Annotated in this window: 18 protein-coding genes; 4 read left to right on the forward strand and 14 right to left on the reverse strand. The window is 74.2% G+C overall.

Annotated elements, in window-relative coordinates:
- Positions 1-11: 11 nt before the first annotated feature.
- Genes hisF through hisD form a run of 8 tightly spaced genes read right to left on the reverse strand, consistent with a single transcriptional unit; the run spans position 12 to position 5,878 of the window.
- On the reverse strand, positions 12-782 hold the full coding sequence (hisF, locus tag ACWD4P_RS24110) for an imidazole glycerol phosphate synthase subunit HisF (protein WP_449781004.1): 771 nt from the start codon (positions 780-782) through the stop codon (positions 12-14).
- On the reverse strand, positions 779-1,252 hold the full coding sequence (locus tag ACWD4P_RS24115) for a RidA family protein (RefSeq protein ID WP_359828260.1): 474 nt from the start codon (positions 1,250-1,252) through the stop codon (positions 779-781). The genes hisF and ACWD4P_RS24115 overlap by 4 nt, the downstream gene beginning before the upstream one ends.
- Positions 1,249-1,971 (reverse strand): bifunctional 1-(5-phosphoribosyl)-5-((5-phosphoribosylamino)methylideneamino)imidazole-4-carboxamide isomerase/phosphoribosylanthranilate isomerase PriA, encoded by a 723-nt coding sequence (gene priA, locus ACWD4P_RS24120; protein ID WP_449781005.1) that lies wholly within the window; start codon positions 1,969-1,971, stop codon positions 1,249-1,251. Before priA ends, ACWD4P_RS24115 begins: the two co-directional genes overlap by 4 nt.
- Positions 1,972-1,991: 20 nt before the next feature.
- Entirely contained in the window at positions 1,992-2,627 is a 636-nt protein-coding gene (gene hisH, locus ACWD4P_RS24125; RefSeq protein ID WP_359828258.1) for an imidazole glycerol phosphate synthase subunit HisH, read from the reverse strand.
- 54 nt (positions 2,628-2,681) lie between these two features.
- The gene (locus ACWD4P_RS24130; protein ID WP_359828256.1) at positions 2,682-2,834 is read right to left on the reverse strand and encodes a hypothetical protein; all 153 of its coding nucleotides are present in this window, start codon (positions 2,832-2,834) and stop codon (positions 2,682-2,684) included.
- Positions 2,831-3,424, reverse strand: a complete 594-nt coding sequence (hisB, locus tag ACWD4P_RS24135; protein WP_049650368.1) for an imidazoleglycerol-phosphate dehydratase HisB — start codon at positions 3,422-3,424, stop codon at positions 2,831-2,833. Before hisB ends, ACWD4P_RS24130 begins: the two co-directional genes overlap by 4 nt.
- A 4-nt stretch (positions 3,425-3,428) precedes the next feature.
- Entirely contained in the window at positions 3,429-4,529 is a 1,101-nt protein-coding gene (locus tag ACWD4P_RS24140) for a histidinol-phosphate transaminase (protein ID WP_449781006.1), read from the reverse strand.
- A gap of 41 nt (positions 4,530-4,570) precedes the next feature.
- Entirely contained in the window at positions 4,571-5,878 is a 1,308-nt protein-coding gene (gene hisD, locus ACWD4P_RS24145) for a histidinol dehydrogenase (protein WP_359828252.1), read from the reverse strand.
- A gap of 90 nt (positions 5,879-5,968) precedes the next feature.
- On the opposite strand from hisD, the gene ACWD4P_RS24150 reads away from it, so the two are divergent.
- From ACWD4P_RS24150 to ybaK, 3 genes are all read left to right on the forward strand, one after another.
- Positions 5,969-7,549, forward strand: coding sequence for an oxidoreductase (locus ACWD4P_RS24150; protein WP_449781007.1), 1,581 nt, complete (start codon positions 5,969-5,971; stop codon positions 7,547-7,549).
- A gap of 120 nt (positions 7,550-7,669) precedes the next feature.
- Positions 7,670-8,398 carry an LON peptidase substrate-binding domain-containing protein gene (locus tag ACWD4P_RS24155; RefSeq protein WP_449781008.1) on the forward strand — a complete coding sequence of 243 codons (729 nt, stop codon included), beginning with the start codon at positions 7,670-7,672 and terminating at the stop codon, positions 8,396-8,398.
- A gap of 13 nt (positions 8,399-8,411) precedes the next feature.
- A complete protein-coding gene (gene ybaK / locus ACWD4P_RS24160) occupies positions 8,412-8,906 on the forward strand; it encodes a Cys-tRNA(Pro) deacylase (RefSeq protein ID WP_449781009.1) in 495 nt (164 codons plus the stop codon).
- A gap of 114 nt (positions 8,907-9,020) precedes the next feature.
- On the opposite strand, the gene ACWD4P_RS24165 is transcribed toward ybaK, so the two are convergent.
- From ACWD4P_RS24165 to ACWD4P_RS24190, 6 genes are all read right to left on the reverse strand, one after another.
- On the reverse strand, positions 9,021-9,761 hold the full coding sequence (locus tag ACWD4P_RS24165; RefSeq protein ID WP_449781010.1) for a hypothetical protein: 741 nt from the start codon (positions 9,759-9,761) through the stop codon (positions 9,021-9,023).
- A 63-nt stretch (positions 9,762-9,824) separates the two neighbouring features.
- Positions 9,825-10,634, reverse strand: a complete 810-nt coding sequence (locus ACWD4P_RS24170) for an ABC transporter permease (protein ID WP_359828242.1) — start codon at positions 10,632-10,634, stop codon at positions 9,825-9,827.
- On the reverse strand, positions 10,631-11,629 hold the full coding sequence (locus ACWD4P_RS24175; RefSeq protein WP_449781011.1) for an ABC transporter ATP-binding protein: 999 nt from the start codon (positions 11,627-11,629) through the stop codon (positions 10,631-10,633). Before ACWD4P_RS24175 ends, ACWD4P_RS24170 begins: the two co-directional genes overlap by 4 nt.
- Before the next feature lie 87 nt (positions 11,630-11,716).
- A complete protein-coding gene (locus ACWD4P_RS24180) occupies positions 11,717-13,045 on the reverse strand; it encodes an NYN domain-containing protein (RefSeq protein WP_449781012.1) in 1,329 nt (442 codons plus the stop codon).
- 310 nt (positions 13,046-13,355) lie between these two features.
- Positions 13,356-14,384, reverse strand: coding sequence for an aspartate-semialdehyde dehydrogenase (locus ACWD4P_RS24185; RefSeq protein WP_449781013.1), 1,029 nt, complete (start codon positions 14,382-14,384; stop codon positions 13,356-13,358).
- A gap of 103 nt (positions 14,385-14,487) precedes the next feature.
- Entirely contained in the window at positions 14,488-15,375 is an 888-nt protein-coding gene (locus ACWD4P_RS24190; RefSeq protein ID WP_359830412.1) for a dihydrodipicolinate synthase family protein, read from the reverse strand.
- Positions 15,376-15,481: 106 nt separating this feature from the next.
- On the opposite strand from ACWD4P_RS24190, the gene ACWD4P_RS24195 reads away from it, so the two are divergent.
- Positions 15,482-16,369 carry a LysR family transcriptional regulator gene (locus ACWD4P_RS24195; RefSeq protein ID WP_449781014.1) on the forward strand — a complete coding sequence of 296 codons (888 nt, stop codon included), beginning with the start codon at positions 15,482-15,484 and terminating at the stop codon, positions 16,367-16,369.
- The last annotated feature ends 157 nt before the right edge of the window (positions 16,370-16,526 follow it).

Genomic DNA, 16,526 nt, shown 5'->3' on the forward strand with positions numbered 1-16,526 from the left:
GTACGGGACGGCTACCGCACCGGGTGCCCGGCCTCCCGCAGCGCGTCCTTGACCTCGCCGATCCGCAGGTCCCCGAAGTGGAACACGCTGGCGGCGAGCACCGCGTCCGCGCCCGCGTCGACGGCCGGCGCGAAGTCGGCGAGCTTGCCCGCGCCGCCGGAGGCGATCACCGGCACCGAGACGGCCTTGCGCACGGCCCGGATCATGTCGAGGTCGTAGCCGTCCTTGGTGCCGTCCGCGTCCATCGAGTTGAGCAGGATCTCGCCCGCGCCCAACTCGGCCGCGCGGCCCGCCCATTCGACGGCGTCCAGCCCGGTGCCCTGGCGTCCGCCGTGCGTGGTGACCTCGAAGCCGGACGGCGTCTGCGTCCCCTCGGGGCAGCGCCGGGCGTCCACCGAGAGCACCAGCACCTGCCGCCCGAACCGCTGGGCGATCTCGCGGATCAGCTCCGGCCGGGCGATGGCCGCGGTGTTGACGCCGACCTTGTCGGCGCCGGCCCGCAGCAGCTTGTCGACGTCGTCGACGGCACGGATGCCGCCGCCGACCGTCAGCGGGATGAAGACCTGCTCGGCGGTGCGGCGGACCACGTCGTAGGTGGTCTCGCGGTCGCCGGAGGAGGCGGTGATGTCGAGGAAGGTCAGCTCGTCGGCCCCCTCGGCGTCGTAGAGCTTGGCCATCTCGACCGGGTCGCCGGCATCGCGCAGGTTCTGGAAGTTGACGCCCTTGACCACCCGCCCGGCGTCCACGTCGAGGCAGGGGATGACACGTACTGCGAGGGTCACGGCTGTTCGCCTTCCGGAACTTCCTGGGCTTTCTGGGCCGCCAGGGTCTTTGCCAGTCCGGACCGGTACGCGTCGATCTCGACCTCGACCATCATCCGGGAGTCGATCAGGCCCTCGACCACCACCATGGTGGCCGCCGGGCGTGCGGCGCCGAAGAGTTCACGGTGGGCGCGGCCCACTTCCTCGGCGTCGCGGACGTGGGTGATGTACATCCGGGTGCGGACGACATCGTCGGTGGTCAGACCGTACGCGGCCAGGGCCTTGAGCCCGACGCCGAACGCGGCGAGGGTCTGCCGGTACGGGTCGCCCTCGTGCTCGATCCGGCCGTCCACCCAGGCGGTGGTGCCGGCGACGTGCACGTGGTCGCCCGCGGCGACCGCCCGGGAGTAGCCGAACTCGTCCTCCCAGGGGGAGAATCCGGCAACCCTGCCACGTACGACCTCGCCGCGCACGATCCGACCGTCCGTCATCCGGAAACCGCCTCCAGGGCCTCTTCGAGGGTGAACTTCTGCTCGTAGAGTGCCTTGCCCACGATGGCGCCCTCGACACCCTCGGCGACGAGCGAGGCGATGGCCCGCAGGTCGTCGAGCGAGGAGACGCCGCCGGAGGCGACGACGGGCTTGTCGGTCGCGGCGCAGACGTCGCGCAGCAGCTGGAGGTTGGGGCCGGTCAGGGTGCCGTCCCGGTTGACGTCGGTGACGACGTAGCGGGCGCAGCCCTCCTGGTCGAGGCGGGTCAGCACGTCGAAGAGCTGGCCGCCGTCGCGGGTCCAGCCGCGGCCGCGCAGGGTGGTGCCGACCACGTCCAGGCCGACGGCGATCTTGTCGCCGTGCTCGGCGATGGCCTTGGCGACCCACTCCGGGGCCTCCAGGGCGGCGGTGCCGAGGTTGACCCGGGTGCAGCCGGTGGCGAGCGCGCGGGCCAGCGACTCGTCGTCGCGGATGCCGCCGGACAGCTCGACCTTGATGTCCAGCTGTCCGGTGACCTCGCGCAGCAGCTCGTAGTTGCTGCCGGTCCCGAAGGCGGCGTCGAGGTCGACCAGGTGCAGCCACTCGGCGCCGGCGTTCTGCCAGGCGAGGGCGGCGGCGAGCGGCTCGCCGAAGGAGGTCTCGGTGCCGGAGGCGCCCTTGACCAGGCGGACGGCCTGGCCGTCACGGACGTCGACGGCGGGCAGCAGTTCGAGGCTCATCAGTTCCAACTCTCAGACAGTCAGAGGGTGTTGACCCAGTTGGTCAGCAGGGCGGCACCGGCGTCGCCGGACTTCTCGGGGTGGAACTGGGTGGCCCACAGCGGGCCGTTCTCGACGGCCGCGACGAACGGCTGTCCGTGGGTGGTCCAGGCGACCAGCGGCGGGTTGATCCGCGCGCTGTGGGTCTCCAGCTCCCAGTGCCGCACCCCGTAGGAGTGCACGAAGTAGAAGCGGGTCTCCGGGTCGAGGCCGGCGAACATCCGGCCGCCCTCGGGGGCGTCCACGGTGTTCCAGCCCATGTGCGGGACGACGGGGGCGTCCAGCGGCTCCACCGTGCCCGGCCACTCGTCGCAGCCGGCCGTCTCCACGCCGTGCTCGACCCCCTTCTCGAAGAGGATCTGCATGCCGACGCAGATGCCCATGACCGGCCGGCCCCCGGCGAGCCGGCGGCCGATGATCCAGTCGCCACGGACGGACTTGAGCCCGCGCATGCAGGCCTCGAAGGCGCCCACGCCGGGGACCAGCAGGCCGTCCGCGGCCATCGCGGTGTCGTAGTCGGAGCTGACCGTGACGTCCGCTCCGGTCCGCTCCAGGGCGCGCTGCGCCGAGCGGAGGTTGCCGGAGCCGTAGTCGAGGACGACGACGTTCTTGCCCATGTTCAGGTGTCCAGTCTCTGTGCGGCGGTCGGCGGGTGCGGGGTGTCCTGCGCCCTAGAGGCGCATGAGGCCGGAGGCCAGGCACATCACGGAGCCGAAGGCCAGCACCAGGATGACGCTCTTCGAGTGCTTCTGCTTCCAGAAGGAGATGACTCCGCCGGCCAGGAAGAGGCCGACGAAGATGAGGATCATCGCGGTATTGCTCACAGCGCACCCTTGGTCGACGGAAGGATTCCGGCCGCGCGCGGGTCGCGCTCGGCGGCGTAGCGCAGCGCCCGGGCCAGCGCCTTGAACTGGCACTCCACGATGTGGTGCGCGTTGCGCCCGTACGGCACGTGGACGTGCAGCGCGATCTGCGCCTGGGCCACGAAGGACTCCAGGATGTGCCGGGTCATCGTGGTGTCGTACGAGCCGATCATCGGCGCGATGCCCTCGGGCTCGGTGTGCACCAGGTACGGCCGGCCGGAGAGGTCCACGGTGACCTGGGCGAGCGACTCGTCCAGCGGCACCGTGCAGTTGCCGAAGCGGTAGATGCCCACCTTGTCGCCGAGCGCCTGCTTGAAGGCGGCGCCGAGCGCGAGGGCGGTGTCCTCGATGGTGTGGTGGGTGTCGATGTGCAGGTCGCCGTCGGTCTTGACGGTGAGGTCGAACAGGCCGTGCCGGCCGAGCTGGTCGAGCATGTGGTCGTAGAAGCCGACGCCCGTGGAGATGTCGGTCCTCCCGGTGCCGTCGAGGTCTATCTCGACCAGGACCGAGGTCTCCTTGGTGGTGCGCTCGACGCGTCCGATGCGGGACATGGGGTTACAGCTCCTTGATCACATTGCGGACGGCGTCCAGGAAGGCGTCGTTCTCGGCGGGTGTGCCGGCGGTGACGCGCAGCCACCCGGGCACACCGTTGTCACGGACCAGGACGCCCTGGTCGAGGATGGCCCGCCACACCGCCCGGGTGTCGGCGAAGCGCCCGAACTGGACGAAGTTGGCGTCCGAGTCGGTGACCTCCAGACCCATCCCGCGCAGCGCGTCGACCAGCCGGTCGCGCTCCTCCTTGAGCCGTCCGACGTACCCGAGCAGGGTGTCGGTGTGCTCCAGGCAGGCCAGCGCGGTCGCCTGGGTGACGGCCGACAGGTGGTACGGCAGGCGCACCAGCTGCACCGCGTCGACCACGGCCGGGTCGGCGGCCAGGTAGCCCAGGCGCAGCCCGGCCGCGCCGAAGGCCTTGGACATGGTGCGGCTGACCACCAGGTTGGGGCGGCCCTCGATCAGCGGCAGCAGCGAGGCGCGGTGCGAGAACTCGACGTACGCCTCGTCCACCACGACCAGGCTGGGCCGGGCGGCCTGCGCGGCCTCGTACAGCCGCAGCACGGTGGCGGCGTCCACGGCGGTGCCGGTCGGGTTGTTGGGCGAGCAGACGAACACCACGTTCGGCCGGTGCTCCGCGATCGCGGCGACGGCGGCGTCCACGTCGATGGTGAAGTCGTCGTTGCGCGGGCCGGAGATCCAGGCGGTTCCGGTGCCCCGGGAGATCAGCGCGTGCATCGAGTAGGAGGGCTCGAAGCCGAGCGCGCTGCGCCCGGGGCCGCCGAAGGTCTGCAGCAGCTGCTGGAGCACCTCGTTGGAGCCGTTGGCGGCCCACACCTGTTCCCGGCCGACCGGGAAACCGGTGGTCGTGGAGAGGTACCCGGCGAGGCCCTCGCGCAGTTCGACCGCGTCCCGGTCCGGGTAGCGGTTGAGCCCGCGGGCGGCCTCGGCGACCCGTTCGGCGATCCGGGCCACCAGTGCCTCGGGCAGCGGGTACGGGTTCTCGTTGGTGTTCAGCTGGACGGGCACGTCCAGCTGCGGCGCGCCGTACGGGGACTGGCCGCGCAGCTCGTCCCGGACGGGCAGGTCGTCGATGCGGGTCACCGCGGCCGGAGGGGTCGAGGCGTCCGAAGGGGTCGGAGGAGTCACGAGCCGGGAACCGTCCAGTCGAAACGAGCCTTGATCGCGTCCCCGTGCCCCGGCAGGTCCTCGGCGTTCGCCAGGTTGACCACGTGCGCGGCGACGTCCGCCAGCGCGTCCCGGTCGTACTCGACGACCTGGACGCCGCGCAGGAAGGTCTGCACCGACAGCCCGGAGGAGTGGCAGGCGCAGCCGCCGGTGGGCAGCACGTGGTTGGAGCCGGCCGCGTAGTCGCCCAGCGAGACCGGGGTCCAGCGGCCGATGAAGACCGCACCGGCGTTGACCACCCGGGCCGCGACGGCGTGGGCGTCGCGGGTCTGGATCTCCAGGTGCTCGGCGGCGTAGGCGTTGACGACGGCGAGGCCCTGCTCCAGGTCGTCGACCAGGATGATGCCGGACTGCTTGCCGCCCAGCGCCTCGGCGACCCGCTCACCGTGCTTGGTCCGCGCGACCTGCACGGCCAGCTCGGCCTCGACCGCGTCGGCCAGCGCCGGGGAGTCGGTGACCAGCACCGAGCCGGAGGTGGGGCCGTGCTCGGCCTGGCTGATCAGGTCGGCGGCGACGTCGGACGCCAGCGCGCTGTCGTCGGCGAGGACGACGATCTCGGTCGGGCCGGCCTCCGAGTCGATGCCGATCCGGCCGGCGAAGTAGCGCTTGGCGGCGGCCACGTAGATGTTGCCCGGGCCGGTGACCACGTTGACCGGCGCGCACTCCTCGGTGCCGAGGGCGAACATCGCGACCGCCTGGGCACCGCCGACGGAGTAGACCTCGTCCACGCCGAGCAGCGCGCAGGCCGCCAGGACGGCCGGGTGGACCCGGCCGCCGAACTCCTTCTGCGGCGGCGAGGTGACCGCGATGCCGCGCACGCCCGCCTCCTGGGCCGGCACCACGTTCATCACCACGGAGGACGGGTAGACCGCCAGCCCGCCCGGCACGTACAGGCCGACCCGCTCGACCGGCACCCAGCGCTGGGTGACCGTGCCGCCCGGCACCACCTGGGTGGTGTGGCCGGTGCGGCGCTGGTCCGCGTGCACGGTGCGGGCCCGGCGGATCGTCTCCTCCAGGGCGGCCCGCACCTTCGGGTCCAGCGTCTCCAGGGCCGCGGTCAGCTGCTCGGCCGGGACCCGGGTCGACTCCAGCCGGACGCCGTCGAAGCGTTCGGTGATCTCGATCAGCGCCGCGACCCCGCGATGGCGCACGTCCTCGGCGATCGGCCGCACCTTCTCCAGGGCGGCCGCAACGTCGAACTCGGCACGGGGCAGCAGGTCACGCGGGTCGTCCAGCGAGCCGCGGAGGTCGATTCGAGAGATCACGCCACCCAGTGTAGGGAGTGGCCGGAACCGCTGGTCCCGCATTTCAGTCCGTGATACGAAAGGCGAGACGACCGGGGGACGGGGGAAACCATGGCGGAGCGTGCTCCGGAGGGCTGGAGCGGGGTCGAGCAGCAGCTCTGGGAGGCGTACCGCCAGGGCCGGATCCTGGACCTGCGAACGGGCGACGCGGAGACCGACGACCCCTTCGGCGGGGCCGTCTGGGGCCCCGAGCGCACCGTCCGCGCCGAGGTGCTCGCCCACCTGCTGCTGGCCGGCCCGGAGCCCGCCCCCGGGCGGGTCGCCTCGCTGCGGTTCAGCGGCGTGCGGGTCACCGACTCGCTCAACCTGGCCGGCGCCGCCATCGGCCACTACATCGAACTCCACGAGTGCCGCTTCGAGCACAAGATCCTGGTCTCCGAGGCCTCGGCGCCGACGCTGCGCTTCGTGAACTGCCTGATCCCCCGGCTGGAGGCCTCCCGGCTCTCCACCACCGGCGACCTCCACCTGGCGCGCTGCCGCCTCCCCGAGGGCATCCGGCTCACCGACGCCAAGATCGGCACCGACCTGCTGCTCAACCAGACGCACGTCGGCGGCGACCGCTTCGGCCGGGCCGTCTCCGCCGACGGGATCACCGTCAACCAGGACTTCGAGGCCGAACGCCTGGAGACCCGGGGCGAGTTGAGCATACGCACGGCCCGGATAGGCGGCCGCCTCTCGCTGCGCGGCGCCCAGCTGCACGCCGACCGGCGGCACAACCGCACCTGCCTCAACGCCGTCCGGGTCGTCATCGGCCACACCCTCTACCTGACCGGCTCCGCCGACCTCGGCTGGACCGGCTCCCGCGGCTACTACGGCTCCGGCTACGGCCAGGTCCCGCCGTCCGACGGCCCGGTCACCCCGTTCCGCGCCCACGGCAGGGTCCGGCTGTCCGACTCCCGCTTCGACGGCGCCTGCCTGATCTCCGGGGAGTTCCACCTGGAGGACGACGACGAGCTCTCGCTGCGCCGCATCCAGACCCCCGAGCTGCGCTTCTCCTGCGACTTCCGCCCCACCGGCACCGTGTCCCTCTCCCGCGCCCGGGTCGGCAACCTGGTCGACAAGCCGGAGGCCTGGCCGCTCGGCAGGCACCTGGGCCTCACCGGCTTCGTCTACGAGAACCTGCGCCCGATGCGGCCCTTCTCCGTCCGGCAGCGGATCGCCTGGTTGGAGGGCTCCTCGGTGGACTTCCAGCCGGAGTCCTACGAGCAGCTCGCGGCCGCCCTGCGCCGCGACGGCGCCGACGACGACGCCCGCGAGGTGCTCTACGCCAAGCAGCGCCGGCGCCGGCGCACCCTGCCGCTGCCGGCCCGGGCCTGGGGCGCGGTCCAGGACGCCACCGTCGGCTACGGCTACCGACCCGGCCGGGCGGGCCTGTGGCTGCTGCTCGCCTGGATCCTCGGCAGCCTCTGGTTCGCCACCCACCCGCTGGAGCCGCTCAAGGCCGACGAACGCCCGCACTGGAACCCGGTGCTGTACACCCTCAACCAGCTGCTGCCGATCGTGGACCTCAACCAGGGCGGCTGGAACCCCGGCGGCCTCACCCAGTGGATCTCCGCCGGGCTGGTCGTGATCGGCTGGCTGCTCGCCTCCACCGTCGTGGCCGGCGCCACCCGGATGCTCCAGCGCGGCTGAGCCGGCCGCCGTCCGGCGCGCTCGGGCGGGGCCGCCCGGCCCGGTCGGACGGCCCCGCCGGACGGCCGGCCCCGTCAACCCTGCGACAAGGCCCCCGCCCGGGGAACTACGCTGTCCGCCGTGACAGAACGGCTGCCGCTCTTCCCGCTGAACACCGTGCTCTACCCGGGCCTGGTGCTGCCCCTGAACGTCTTCGAGGAGCGCTACCGCCGTCTCGTCGCCGACCTGCTCGAACAGCCCGAGGACACCCCCCGGCGGTTCGGCGTGCTCGCGATCAAGGACGGCCGGGAGGTCGCGCCGGTCCGGCCCGAGGAGGGCCCGGCCGGTCCGCTGGACGGCCTCGGCACCGTCACCGGGGACCCGCTGGAGGCGATCTTCCCGGTCGGCTGCGTCGCCGACATCGCCTCCGTCCAGCACCAGCCGGACGGCCGCTACGAGCTGCTGGTCACCGGCACCACCCGGTTCGAGCTGCACTCGGTGGACGCCTCCGGCCCGTACCTGACCGGCGGGATCGAGCCGATCGAGGAGCGTCCCGGCGAGGGCTCCGGCGCCCTGGCCTCCGAGGTCGAGCGGGCGTTCCGGGTCTACCAGAAGCGCCTGGCCGGCGCCCGCGAGGCCAGCACCGTCGGCCACCAGGAGCTCCCGGACGACCCCCAGGTGCTCTCCTACCTGGTCGCCGCCGCCTCGGTGTTCGAGACCCCGGTCAAGCAGCGGCTGCTCGCCTGCCCGGACACCGCGCAACGGCTGCGCACCGAGCTCGACCTGCTGCGCCGCGAGACCGCCGTCCTCAGCTGGCTGCCCTCGCTGCCCGCCGTCGACCTCACCCGCCAGTCCTTCAGCCCCAACTGACCGAGGACCCCGCATGGCCAAGAAGACGAAGAAGGGCGGCCAGGGCACACCCGCCACCGTCGCCCTGGAAGCCGCCGCCGTCCCGTTCACCGTGCACGCCTACGACCACGACCCGGCCGCCGCCTCCTACGGCGGTGAGGCCGCCGAGGTCCTCGGCGTCGCCCCCGAGCGGGTCTTCAAGACCCTGGTCGCCGACGTGGACGGCACCCTGACCGTCGGTGTGGTCCCGGTCGCCGGACAGCTCGACCTCAAGGCCCTGGCGGCGGCCGTCGGCGGCAAGCGCGCCGCGATGGCCGACCCGGCCGCCGCCGAACGCAGCAGCGGGTACGTCCTGGGCGGCATCTCCCCGCTGGGCCAGCGCCGCCCGCTGCGCACCGTCGTCGACGCCAGCGCGCTCGGCCACCCCACCGTCTACGTCTCGGCGGGCCGGCGCGGCCTCGAAGTCGAGCTGGCCCCCACCGACCTGGTCGCCCTCACCGGGGCCCGCACCGCCGCCATCGCGCGCTGAGCCGCGCCCCGGACCACCGGGAACGCCCTGAAAAAGCCCCGCGCCCCGGCTCCATGGGAGCGGGGCGCGGGGCGCGGCAGGTGCGTGCCGACGGCGACCGGCCGGGAGCGGGCGTCAGTGCCCCGTACCGCTCCCCGGCCCCGGCCCGGCCCACGGCCCCGCCGGAGCCCCCGCCGGAGGTGCCGCCAGCGGGTTCTGCGCCACCGGCGCCCAGTACGGCGGCGGGTCCTCCTCGCGCTTCCCGAACGCCGCCGAGAGCAGGAGCAGCACCACCATCGCCGCCATCGGCCAGACCAGCAGCGCCCCCAGCGCCCCCAGGTCGATGCTCGCGTCGAAGTGCCCGCCGTTGCCGACCCGCCGGGCCTCGCCGATCAGGTCACTGCTGGGCCCGAGACTGCGGCCGATCCGCCAGCCGCCGATCGATCCGAGCAGCCCGCCGACGGTCAGCCCCAGCGCGACCGCGATGCCGCCACCGCGCCGCCGGGTCACCAGGAAGGCCCCGAGCGCGGTCAGGATCCCGGCGCCCAGGCCGATGAGCACGAACACCGCGTCGGCCCCGGCCCGCTGCTCCCCCTCGGGGTCGGCGTAGAGGATGCGGTCCCCGTCCACCACCAGCGGCACCTTCGGCGCCAGCCAGGCCCACAGCCCGGCCACCACCAGTCCGGCCACCAGACAGGCGACCACGACACCGGCCCCGAGCCGCACCTCCGGCAGCAGCCGCTGCCCCAACGGGCTCGCCTCCGCCCCGAGGGCGGTGGCCCCGTGCGGCGGCGGCGCGAACGGATCGGACGCTGCGTCCGGCACCGCCTGCACATCGGCGGGGACGGGATCCGGAGGTGTGTTCGGTACGGTCACGGGGCCCATCGTTTCACGACGGCCACGCGAACGACCCACCACCGTACCGACGGAACGCGGACCCTAGCGGGAGACCGCCCGCCGGTACGCCCAGGTGGCGACGGCCAGCGACACCACGCCCACCCCCGCGCAGACCGCGAGGTCCACGAGCACCAGCGCCCAGTCCGGATCCGGCGCGAAGGTCCGCGCGAAGGCGTCCACCCCGTACGTGGACGGCAGCAGGTCCCGCAGCCACTGCACCGGCTGCGGCAGGTGGCCCGCCGGCAGCACGCCCAGCAGCAGGGCGGCCGACATGCCGAGCTGCCCGAGCATCGTCGCGATCTCCTGCCGCGGCGCCAGCAGCCCGCAGGCCGCCCCCAGCCCCGACAGCGCGGCCCCGGCCAGCGGCACGACCGCCAGCAGCACCCACAGCTGCCCGAGCGGCAGTCCGAACATCACCGCCCCGAACACCGCCGTGGCGAGCGTCCCGGGCAGGGTGAAGGAGGCGTACGCGGCGGCCGCCCCCAGCACAACCGAGGCGGCGGGCACCGGAAGCGTCGCGTAGTGGTCGAGCCCGCCGGTGGCCCGCAGCTTGCCGAAGTACTGGGCGAGCAGGTTCAGCGCGACGAACGCCACCACCAGCACGCTCGATCCGGCGACGACCGACCGCGCCTCCGAGGACTGCCCGGCGTCCACCACGCCCCGCATCATCACCAGGATGCCCACGGACTGGAAGGTGGCCACGAACAGCAGCGGGATGCGCGCCACCCGCGCCCGGGCGAGCTGCGCCCGGTACACGGCCGCGAGCGCCGGCAGCAGCCGGGCCGCGGGGGCGAGGGGGGCGGGGGCGGCCGTGGACCGGTCGGTCCGCGGGGGCACCGAGAGCAGCGTCACTTGGCCAGTCCTCCGTGGCGGCCGCCCAGCTTGAGGTAGGCGTCCTCAAGGCTCGGGGTGGCGAGGGTGAAGTCGTCGAGCGCGGCGAAGGCCGGGCCGGTGGTCACCGCGGCGACCAGTTCGCGGGCCTGTTCGGGGGTGGTGCGGACGGTCCAGCGGCGGCCGGTGCACTCGGCCCGTTCGCGCAGCGCGGCGACGGCGGGCACGCCGAGCGGCGCCTCGTCCCGCCAGACCAGGTCGAGCCGGACGTCGCCGTCCACCAGCGCCTTGAGCCCGCCGGGCGTGTCGCAGGCGATGACCCGGCCGTCGTCCACCACGGCGACCCGGTCGAGCACCGTCTCCGCCTCGATCACGTTGTGGGTGACCAGCAGCACCGTCGTCCCGTGCTCGGCGCGCCGCCGGTCCACGGCGCTCCACACGGCCCGCCGGGCGACGGGGTCCATGCCGGTGGTGGGCTCGTCCAGGACGAGCAGCGGCCGCTCCCCCACCAGGGTGGCCGCGAAGCAGGCGAGCCGCCGCTGCCCGCCGGACAGCTTGGCGAGCGGCCGGGCGGCGATCGGCTCCAGTCCGAGCTCGGCCAGCACGTCCGCAGCCGCGCCGCGGGCCCGCGCCCGGGTGAGTCCGCGCAGCCGTCCGGTGGTCTCGGCGGCGAGCGCCACCGTCAGCTCGTCCAGCGCGGTCGACTCCTGCCCGAGGTAGCCGAGCAGCCGGGCGGCCCGGTCGGGGTGCCGAACGATGTCGTGGCCGAAGAGTTCGACGGATCCCGAGTCGGGGCGCAGCAGCCCGGTGAGCTGGCGCACCAGCGTCGACTTCCCGGCTCCGTTGGGCCCGAGCAGGCCGAAGATCTCGCCGGTGCGGACGGTGAGGGTGATGCCGTCGTTGGCCCGGATCTCGGTGGCGGCCGCGCCGCGCCCGCCGCGGTAGGTCCTGACCAGGTCGCGCACGGCCACGCACGGCAGGGGTTCCTCGGGTGCTCGCCCCGCCGTCTCGTTCACGACCGAAGACTCTACGCGCTCGTACGGGCGAACCGGACAACGGGGCCCTCGGGCCCGTCCCGGGCCCCGGGGCGCCGATCGGCCGGCTCAGTCGTCGACGACCATCGAGCCGCCCGGGACCCGGGCCGCCAGCTCCTTCCAGAACCCGGCCCGGATGGCGTAGCGGTCGTGCTCGTCGATCTGGTCGTCCTTGTGCGCCAGCAGCCCGAAGCGGGCGGCGTAGCGCAGCAGCTCGCCGTCCACCCGGTGCGGGATGCGCGGGTAGTCGGGCCAGAGCACGGTCAGTCTTTCGGAGTCGCCGACGCGTTCGCTCCAGCGGCGGGCGAAGACCTGCCCGACCTCGTGGGCGTCGCCGCCGATGGAGGTGATGTCCTCCTCGCGGTCGGCCCAGCGCTGCTCGGCGGTGGTGAGGTGGGCGAGGGTGGGCAGGCTGTCGCCGGCGGTGACGGCGGGTTCGGGGGCGGGCCGGTCGACCCAGCCGCGGTCCGATGACCACCGCAGCACCGGCCCGGCCTGCGCGACGGCGCCGTGCCCGTTCGTCCCGTGCCCGGTGGCGGTGTGCCCGTTGGCGCCCGGCCCGTGGGGGCCGTGGCCGTTGCCGCCGTTCGCCGCCGCGGTGATCGGGGTGACGGAGGAGGCCCGTCCGGCCAGGTCCTTCGGTGTCGGTACGACCTTGAGCGCGGCGGCGGCCGGCTGCGGCCGGCCGTCGCCGGCGGGGGCGTCGCCCGCCCCGTCCCCGGCCGCTGCCGCCGGTCGGGCCGCCGGCGGCACCACGGTGGGCAGCGCGGCGGGCGGGGCGGCCGGCGGGGCGGAGAGGATCTTGGCGATCTCCTGCCGGGCGCCGGGGGCCGGGTACACGCTGGAGTGCTCCCGCAGCGAGAAGGACCCCTCGATCCACTCGCGGTCCAGCACCCGCCGCTCGTCCGCCTCGCCGACCAGGTCCTCGGACTGGTTGAAGTCACCGTCGGCGGCCTGCAGGGCCCACAGGTGGACGGCCACCCCGTGTTCCTTGGCGGTCATCATGCCGGGCAGCAGGTCCCCGTCGCCGGTGATCAGCACGACGTCGGCGCAGGCCCGGTTGCGGGCGAGCTCGGAGAGTTCGGCGTGCATCGCGGCGTCCACGCCCTTCTGCACCCAGCGCCCCTCGGCCCGGGTGAGCGCACCGAGCCGCACGGTGACCCTGGGCAGCACCCGCAGCCGCCGGTGCTCGGGCATCGGGCGCCGGTCGGGGGCGGCGTCGAACCAGTAGATCCGCAGCAGCGGCAGTCCGGTCTCGGCCTCGGCGCGCTCGCGCAGCGCGGCGATCAGGGCCGTGTGGTCGACGGTGACCTTGGAGCGGGACGGATCCCCCGCGAGCAGGCTGGCGGCGGCGCCCACCAGGTATCCGGCGTCCACCAGGACGACACAGCGGTCCATCGCGCACCTCTTTTCGCTCGCCCTCGGAGTCGGTCGGGTCGGTCGGTTCGGGAGTGGGCGGTCGGCCCGTCGTCCGGGCGTGCCGAGGTGAGGGGCCCCCGTCGCCGCCCGATCGTTGGGTCACCTTTTACCCGCGGTTCGCCTGCCGAACCTCGCCGGTTGTCCCGGTACCGCAACAGCCGTACCGGCGCGGAGCGGGGGAAAGCGAAGGCGGGCCCCGTACAACGACGGGGCCCGCCTCAGGTCACGCGGGGAGGGTGTTCCGGCCGGTGGACGCCCCGTGCCGCCGGGGCCGCCGGGGGCTCCGTACTCAGCCCTTGAGCTCGGCGGCGACCAGCTCGGCCAGCTGGACGGCGTTCAGCGCGGCGCCCTTGCGCAGGTTGTCGTTCGAGACGAACAGCGACAGGCCGTTGTCGACCGTCTCGTCCGCCCGGATGCGCCCGACGTAGCTCGGGTCCCGGCCGGCGGCCTGGAGCGGGGTGGGGATCTCGGACAGCTCGACGCCGGGGGCGGCGCCGAGCAGCTCGGCGGCGCGCTCGGGGCTGATCGGACGCTCGAAGCGGGCGTTGATCTGCAGCGAGTGGCCGGAGAAGACCGGGACGCGCACGCAGGTGCCGGCGACCTTCAGGTCCGGGATGCCGAGGATCTTGCGGCTCTCGTGGCGGAGCTTCTGCTCCTCGTCGGTCTCGTTGGAGCCGTCGTCCACGAGGGAGCCGGCCAGCGGCACCACGTTGAAGGCGATCGGACGCCGGTAGACCTTGGGCTCCGGGAACTCGACGGCGCCGCCGCCGTGGGCGAGCGCGGCGGCGCCGTCCACGACCTTGGCGGCCTGGTCCTGGAGCTCGGCGACGCCGGCCACACCGCTGCCGGAGACGGCCTGGTAGGTGGAGACGACGAGCGCGGCCAGACCGGCCTCCTCGTGCAGCGGGCGCAGCACGGGCATGGCGGCCATGGTGGTGCAGTTCGGGTTGGCGACGATGCCCTTGGGGCGGTCGGCGACGGCCTCCGGGTTGACCTCGGAGACGACCAGCGGGACCTCGGGGTCGCGGCGCCAGGCGGAGGAGTTGTCGATCACGACGGCACCGGCCGCGGCGACCTTGGGGGCCAGGGCCTTGGAGGTCGAGCCGCCGGCCGAGAAGATCACGATGTCCAGGCCGGTGTAGTCGGCCGTGGCCGCGTCCTCGACGGTGACCTCGGTGCCCTGCCAGGGCAGCGTGCGCCCGGCCGAGCGGGCCGAGGCGAACAGCCGCAGCTGCTTCACCGGGAAGTTCCGCTCCGCGAGGATCTCGCGGACCACGCCGCCGACCTGGCCGGTGGCGCCGACAATACCGATCTTCATCTCCGACTACTCCTCTGAATCGTGCTGTTCACGGCCGCACTCTGTCCATCATGCCTTGTCACAGGGGTCGGACGGCCCGGCGTTCCACGCTGTGAGAGCGCCACTACTGGTCCAGACCACTGGCGAGAGCCAGCGCGGCACGGACCTCCTCCGCACCGGCCGGCAGCAGCGGCAGCCGCACGTCCGGGGTCGGGATGCGGCCCTGGGCGTGCAGCACGCCCTTGGTCACCGACGGGTTCGGCGCCGTGAAGGCCGACAGCGCCAGCCCGGTCAGCCGGTGCCCGAGCTCCCGCGCCCGCGCCACGTCCCCGGCCCGCCAGGCCTCGACCAGCTCGACGAAGCGGGCGGTCGCCAGGTGGGCGGAGGCGAGGATGCCGCCGGCCGCGCCGAGCGCCAGCATCGGCGAGAGGTAGGCGTCCTCGCCGGTGAGGAAGGCGAACCCCTCGGGGGCGTCGGCGAGCAGCTCGACGGCGGTCTGGTCCAGCCCGCCGGTCGCGTACTTGACGCCCACCACGCCCTCGATCGCGGCGAGTTCGCGCAGCGCGGCGGTGGAGAGCTGCTGCCCGGTGCGGTACGGGATGTGGTAGACGACCAGCGGCAGCGGGCTGCTCGCGGCCAGGGCCCGGAAGTGCGCGACCGTCCCCGCCTCGCCGGCCCGGACGAAGGACGGCGTGGTGACCAGCGCCGCCGCCCGGGGCACCCGCGCGCCGAGCGCGGCCAGCGCCTCGCCGACGGTCCGGGTGTCGCCGCCGGAGGCGCCGACGGTCAGCTGCGCCCCGCGCTCGGCGCAGGCGGCCGCGGCGACGTCGACCACCGCGTCCCGCTCCCCGGCGGTCAGCGCGGCCGGCTCGCCGGTGGTGCCGAGGGCGACCAGCCCGGCCGCCCCGGCGTCCAGGACCTCGTGCGCGAGCTTCTCCAGCGCGTCGAGCGCGACGGAGCCGTCGGCGGCGAACGGGGTGATCAGGGGGACGTGGATGCCCGTGAGTTCCATGTCCCCGATCCTGCGCCCCTCCGATCACCCAGGTCCAGTTCACATTTCCGACGCTTCTCGTAAGCACAGCCGATGCTCGGTCGGCCGGCTGGACTACATTGGACCGATGCTGGACGTCCGACGCCTGCGCCTGCTGCGCGAACTCGCCCACCTCGGCACCATCGCGGCCGTCGCCGAGGCGCTCTCCTTCAGCCCCTCCGCGGTGTCCCAGCAGCTGTCCGTCCTGGAGAAGGAGGCGGGCGTCCCGCTGCTGGAGCGCACCGGGCGGCGGGTCACCCTCACTCCGGCCGGGCGCGGCCTCGTCCGGCACGCCGAGGCGGTGCTCGCCCTGCTGGAGCAGGCGGGCGCCGAACTCGCCCACACCAAGCGGGGGTTGGCCGGCCCGCTGCGGATCGGCACCTACCCCTCGGCGGCCCGGGCGATCATCCCCGCGGTGCTCGCCGAGCTGGCCGGCTGGCACCCGGGACTGGAGCCGATGGTCACCGAGGTGGACCCGGCGGCCGTCGGCGCGGCCCTGCGGGCGGGCGAGCTGGACGTGGCGCTGGTGCACGAGTACGACCTCGTCCCGACCGACCCGGAGCCGGGCCTCGCGGTGACCCGCCCGGTCTTCACCGAGCCCATGTACCTGGCCGCCCGCGCCCCGGGCACCCTCGCCGAGCAGCGCGACGCGCCGTGGATCATGGCCCCGCCCGACACCCTCTGCCACACCATGGCCGTCCGCGCCTGCGAGGCGGCCGGCTTCGCGCCCCGCATCCGGCACCAGATCGACGACTTCACCACGGTGCTCGCCCTGGTCGCGGCCGGTCAGGGCGTCGCCCTGGTCCCCCAGCTGGGCACGGCCGGGCTCCCGCCGGGCGTCGTGCTCACCCGCCTGCCGATGTACCGCCGCACCCGCGCCGCGTTCCGCGCCGGCGCCGGCTCCCACCCGGCCATCTCCGCCTTCGTCTCGGCCCTGCACACGGCCGTCCCGCCGGGGCTGGGCGGCGGCACCTGAGGAACGCGCGGGGCCCGGGGCGCCCACCGGAGTGGGGCGCCCCGGGCCCGTCGTCACCGCTGCCCTAGGGCGTGTCTGACAATTGGCGTCGGATCAGCGTGCGGCGTTGGGGTGCGTGCATCGCAAGGCGGAGGAGGGAGCCACTGCGGAGCATTGG

Source organism: Kitasatospora sp. NPDC002543 (assembly GCF_053594915.1).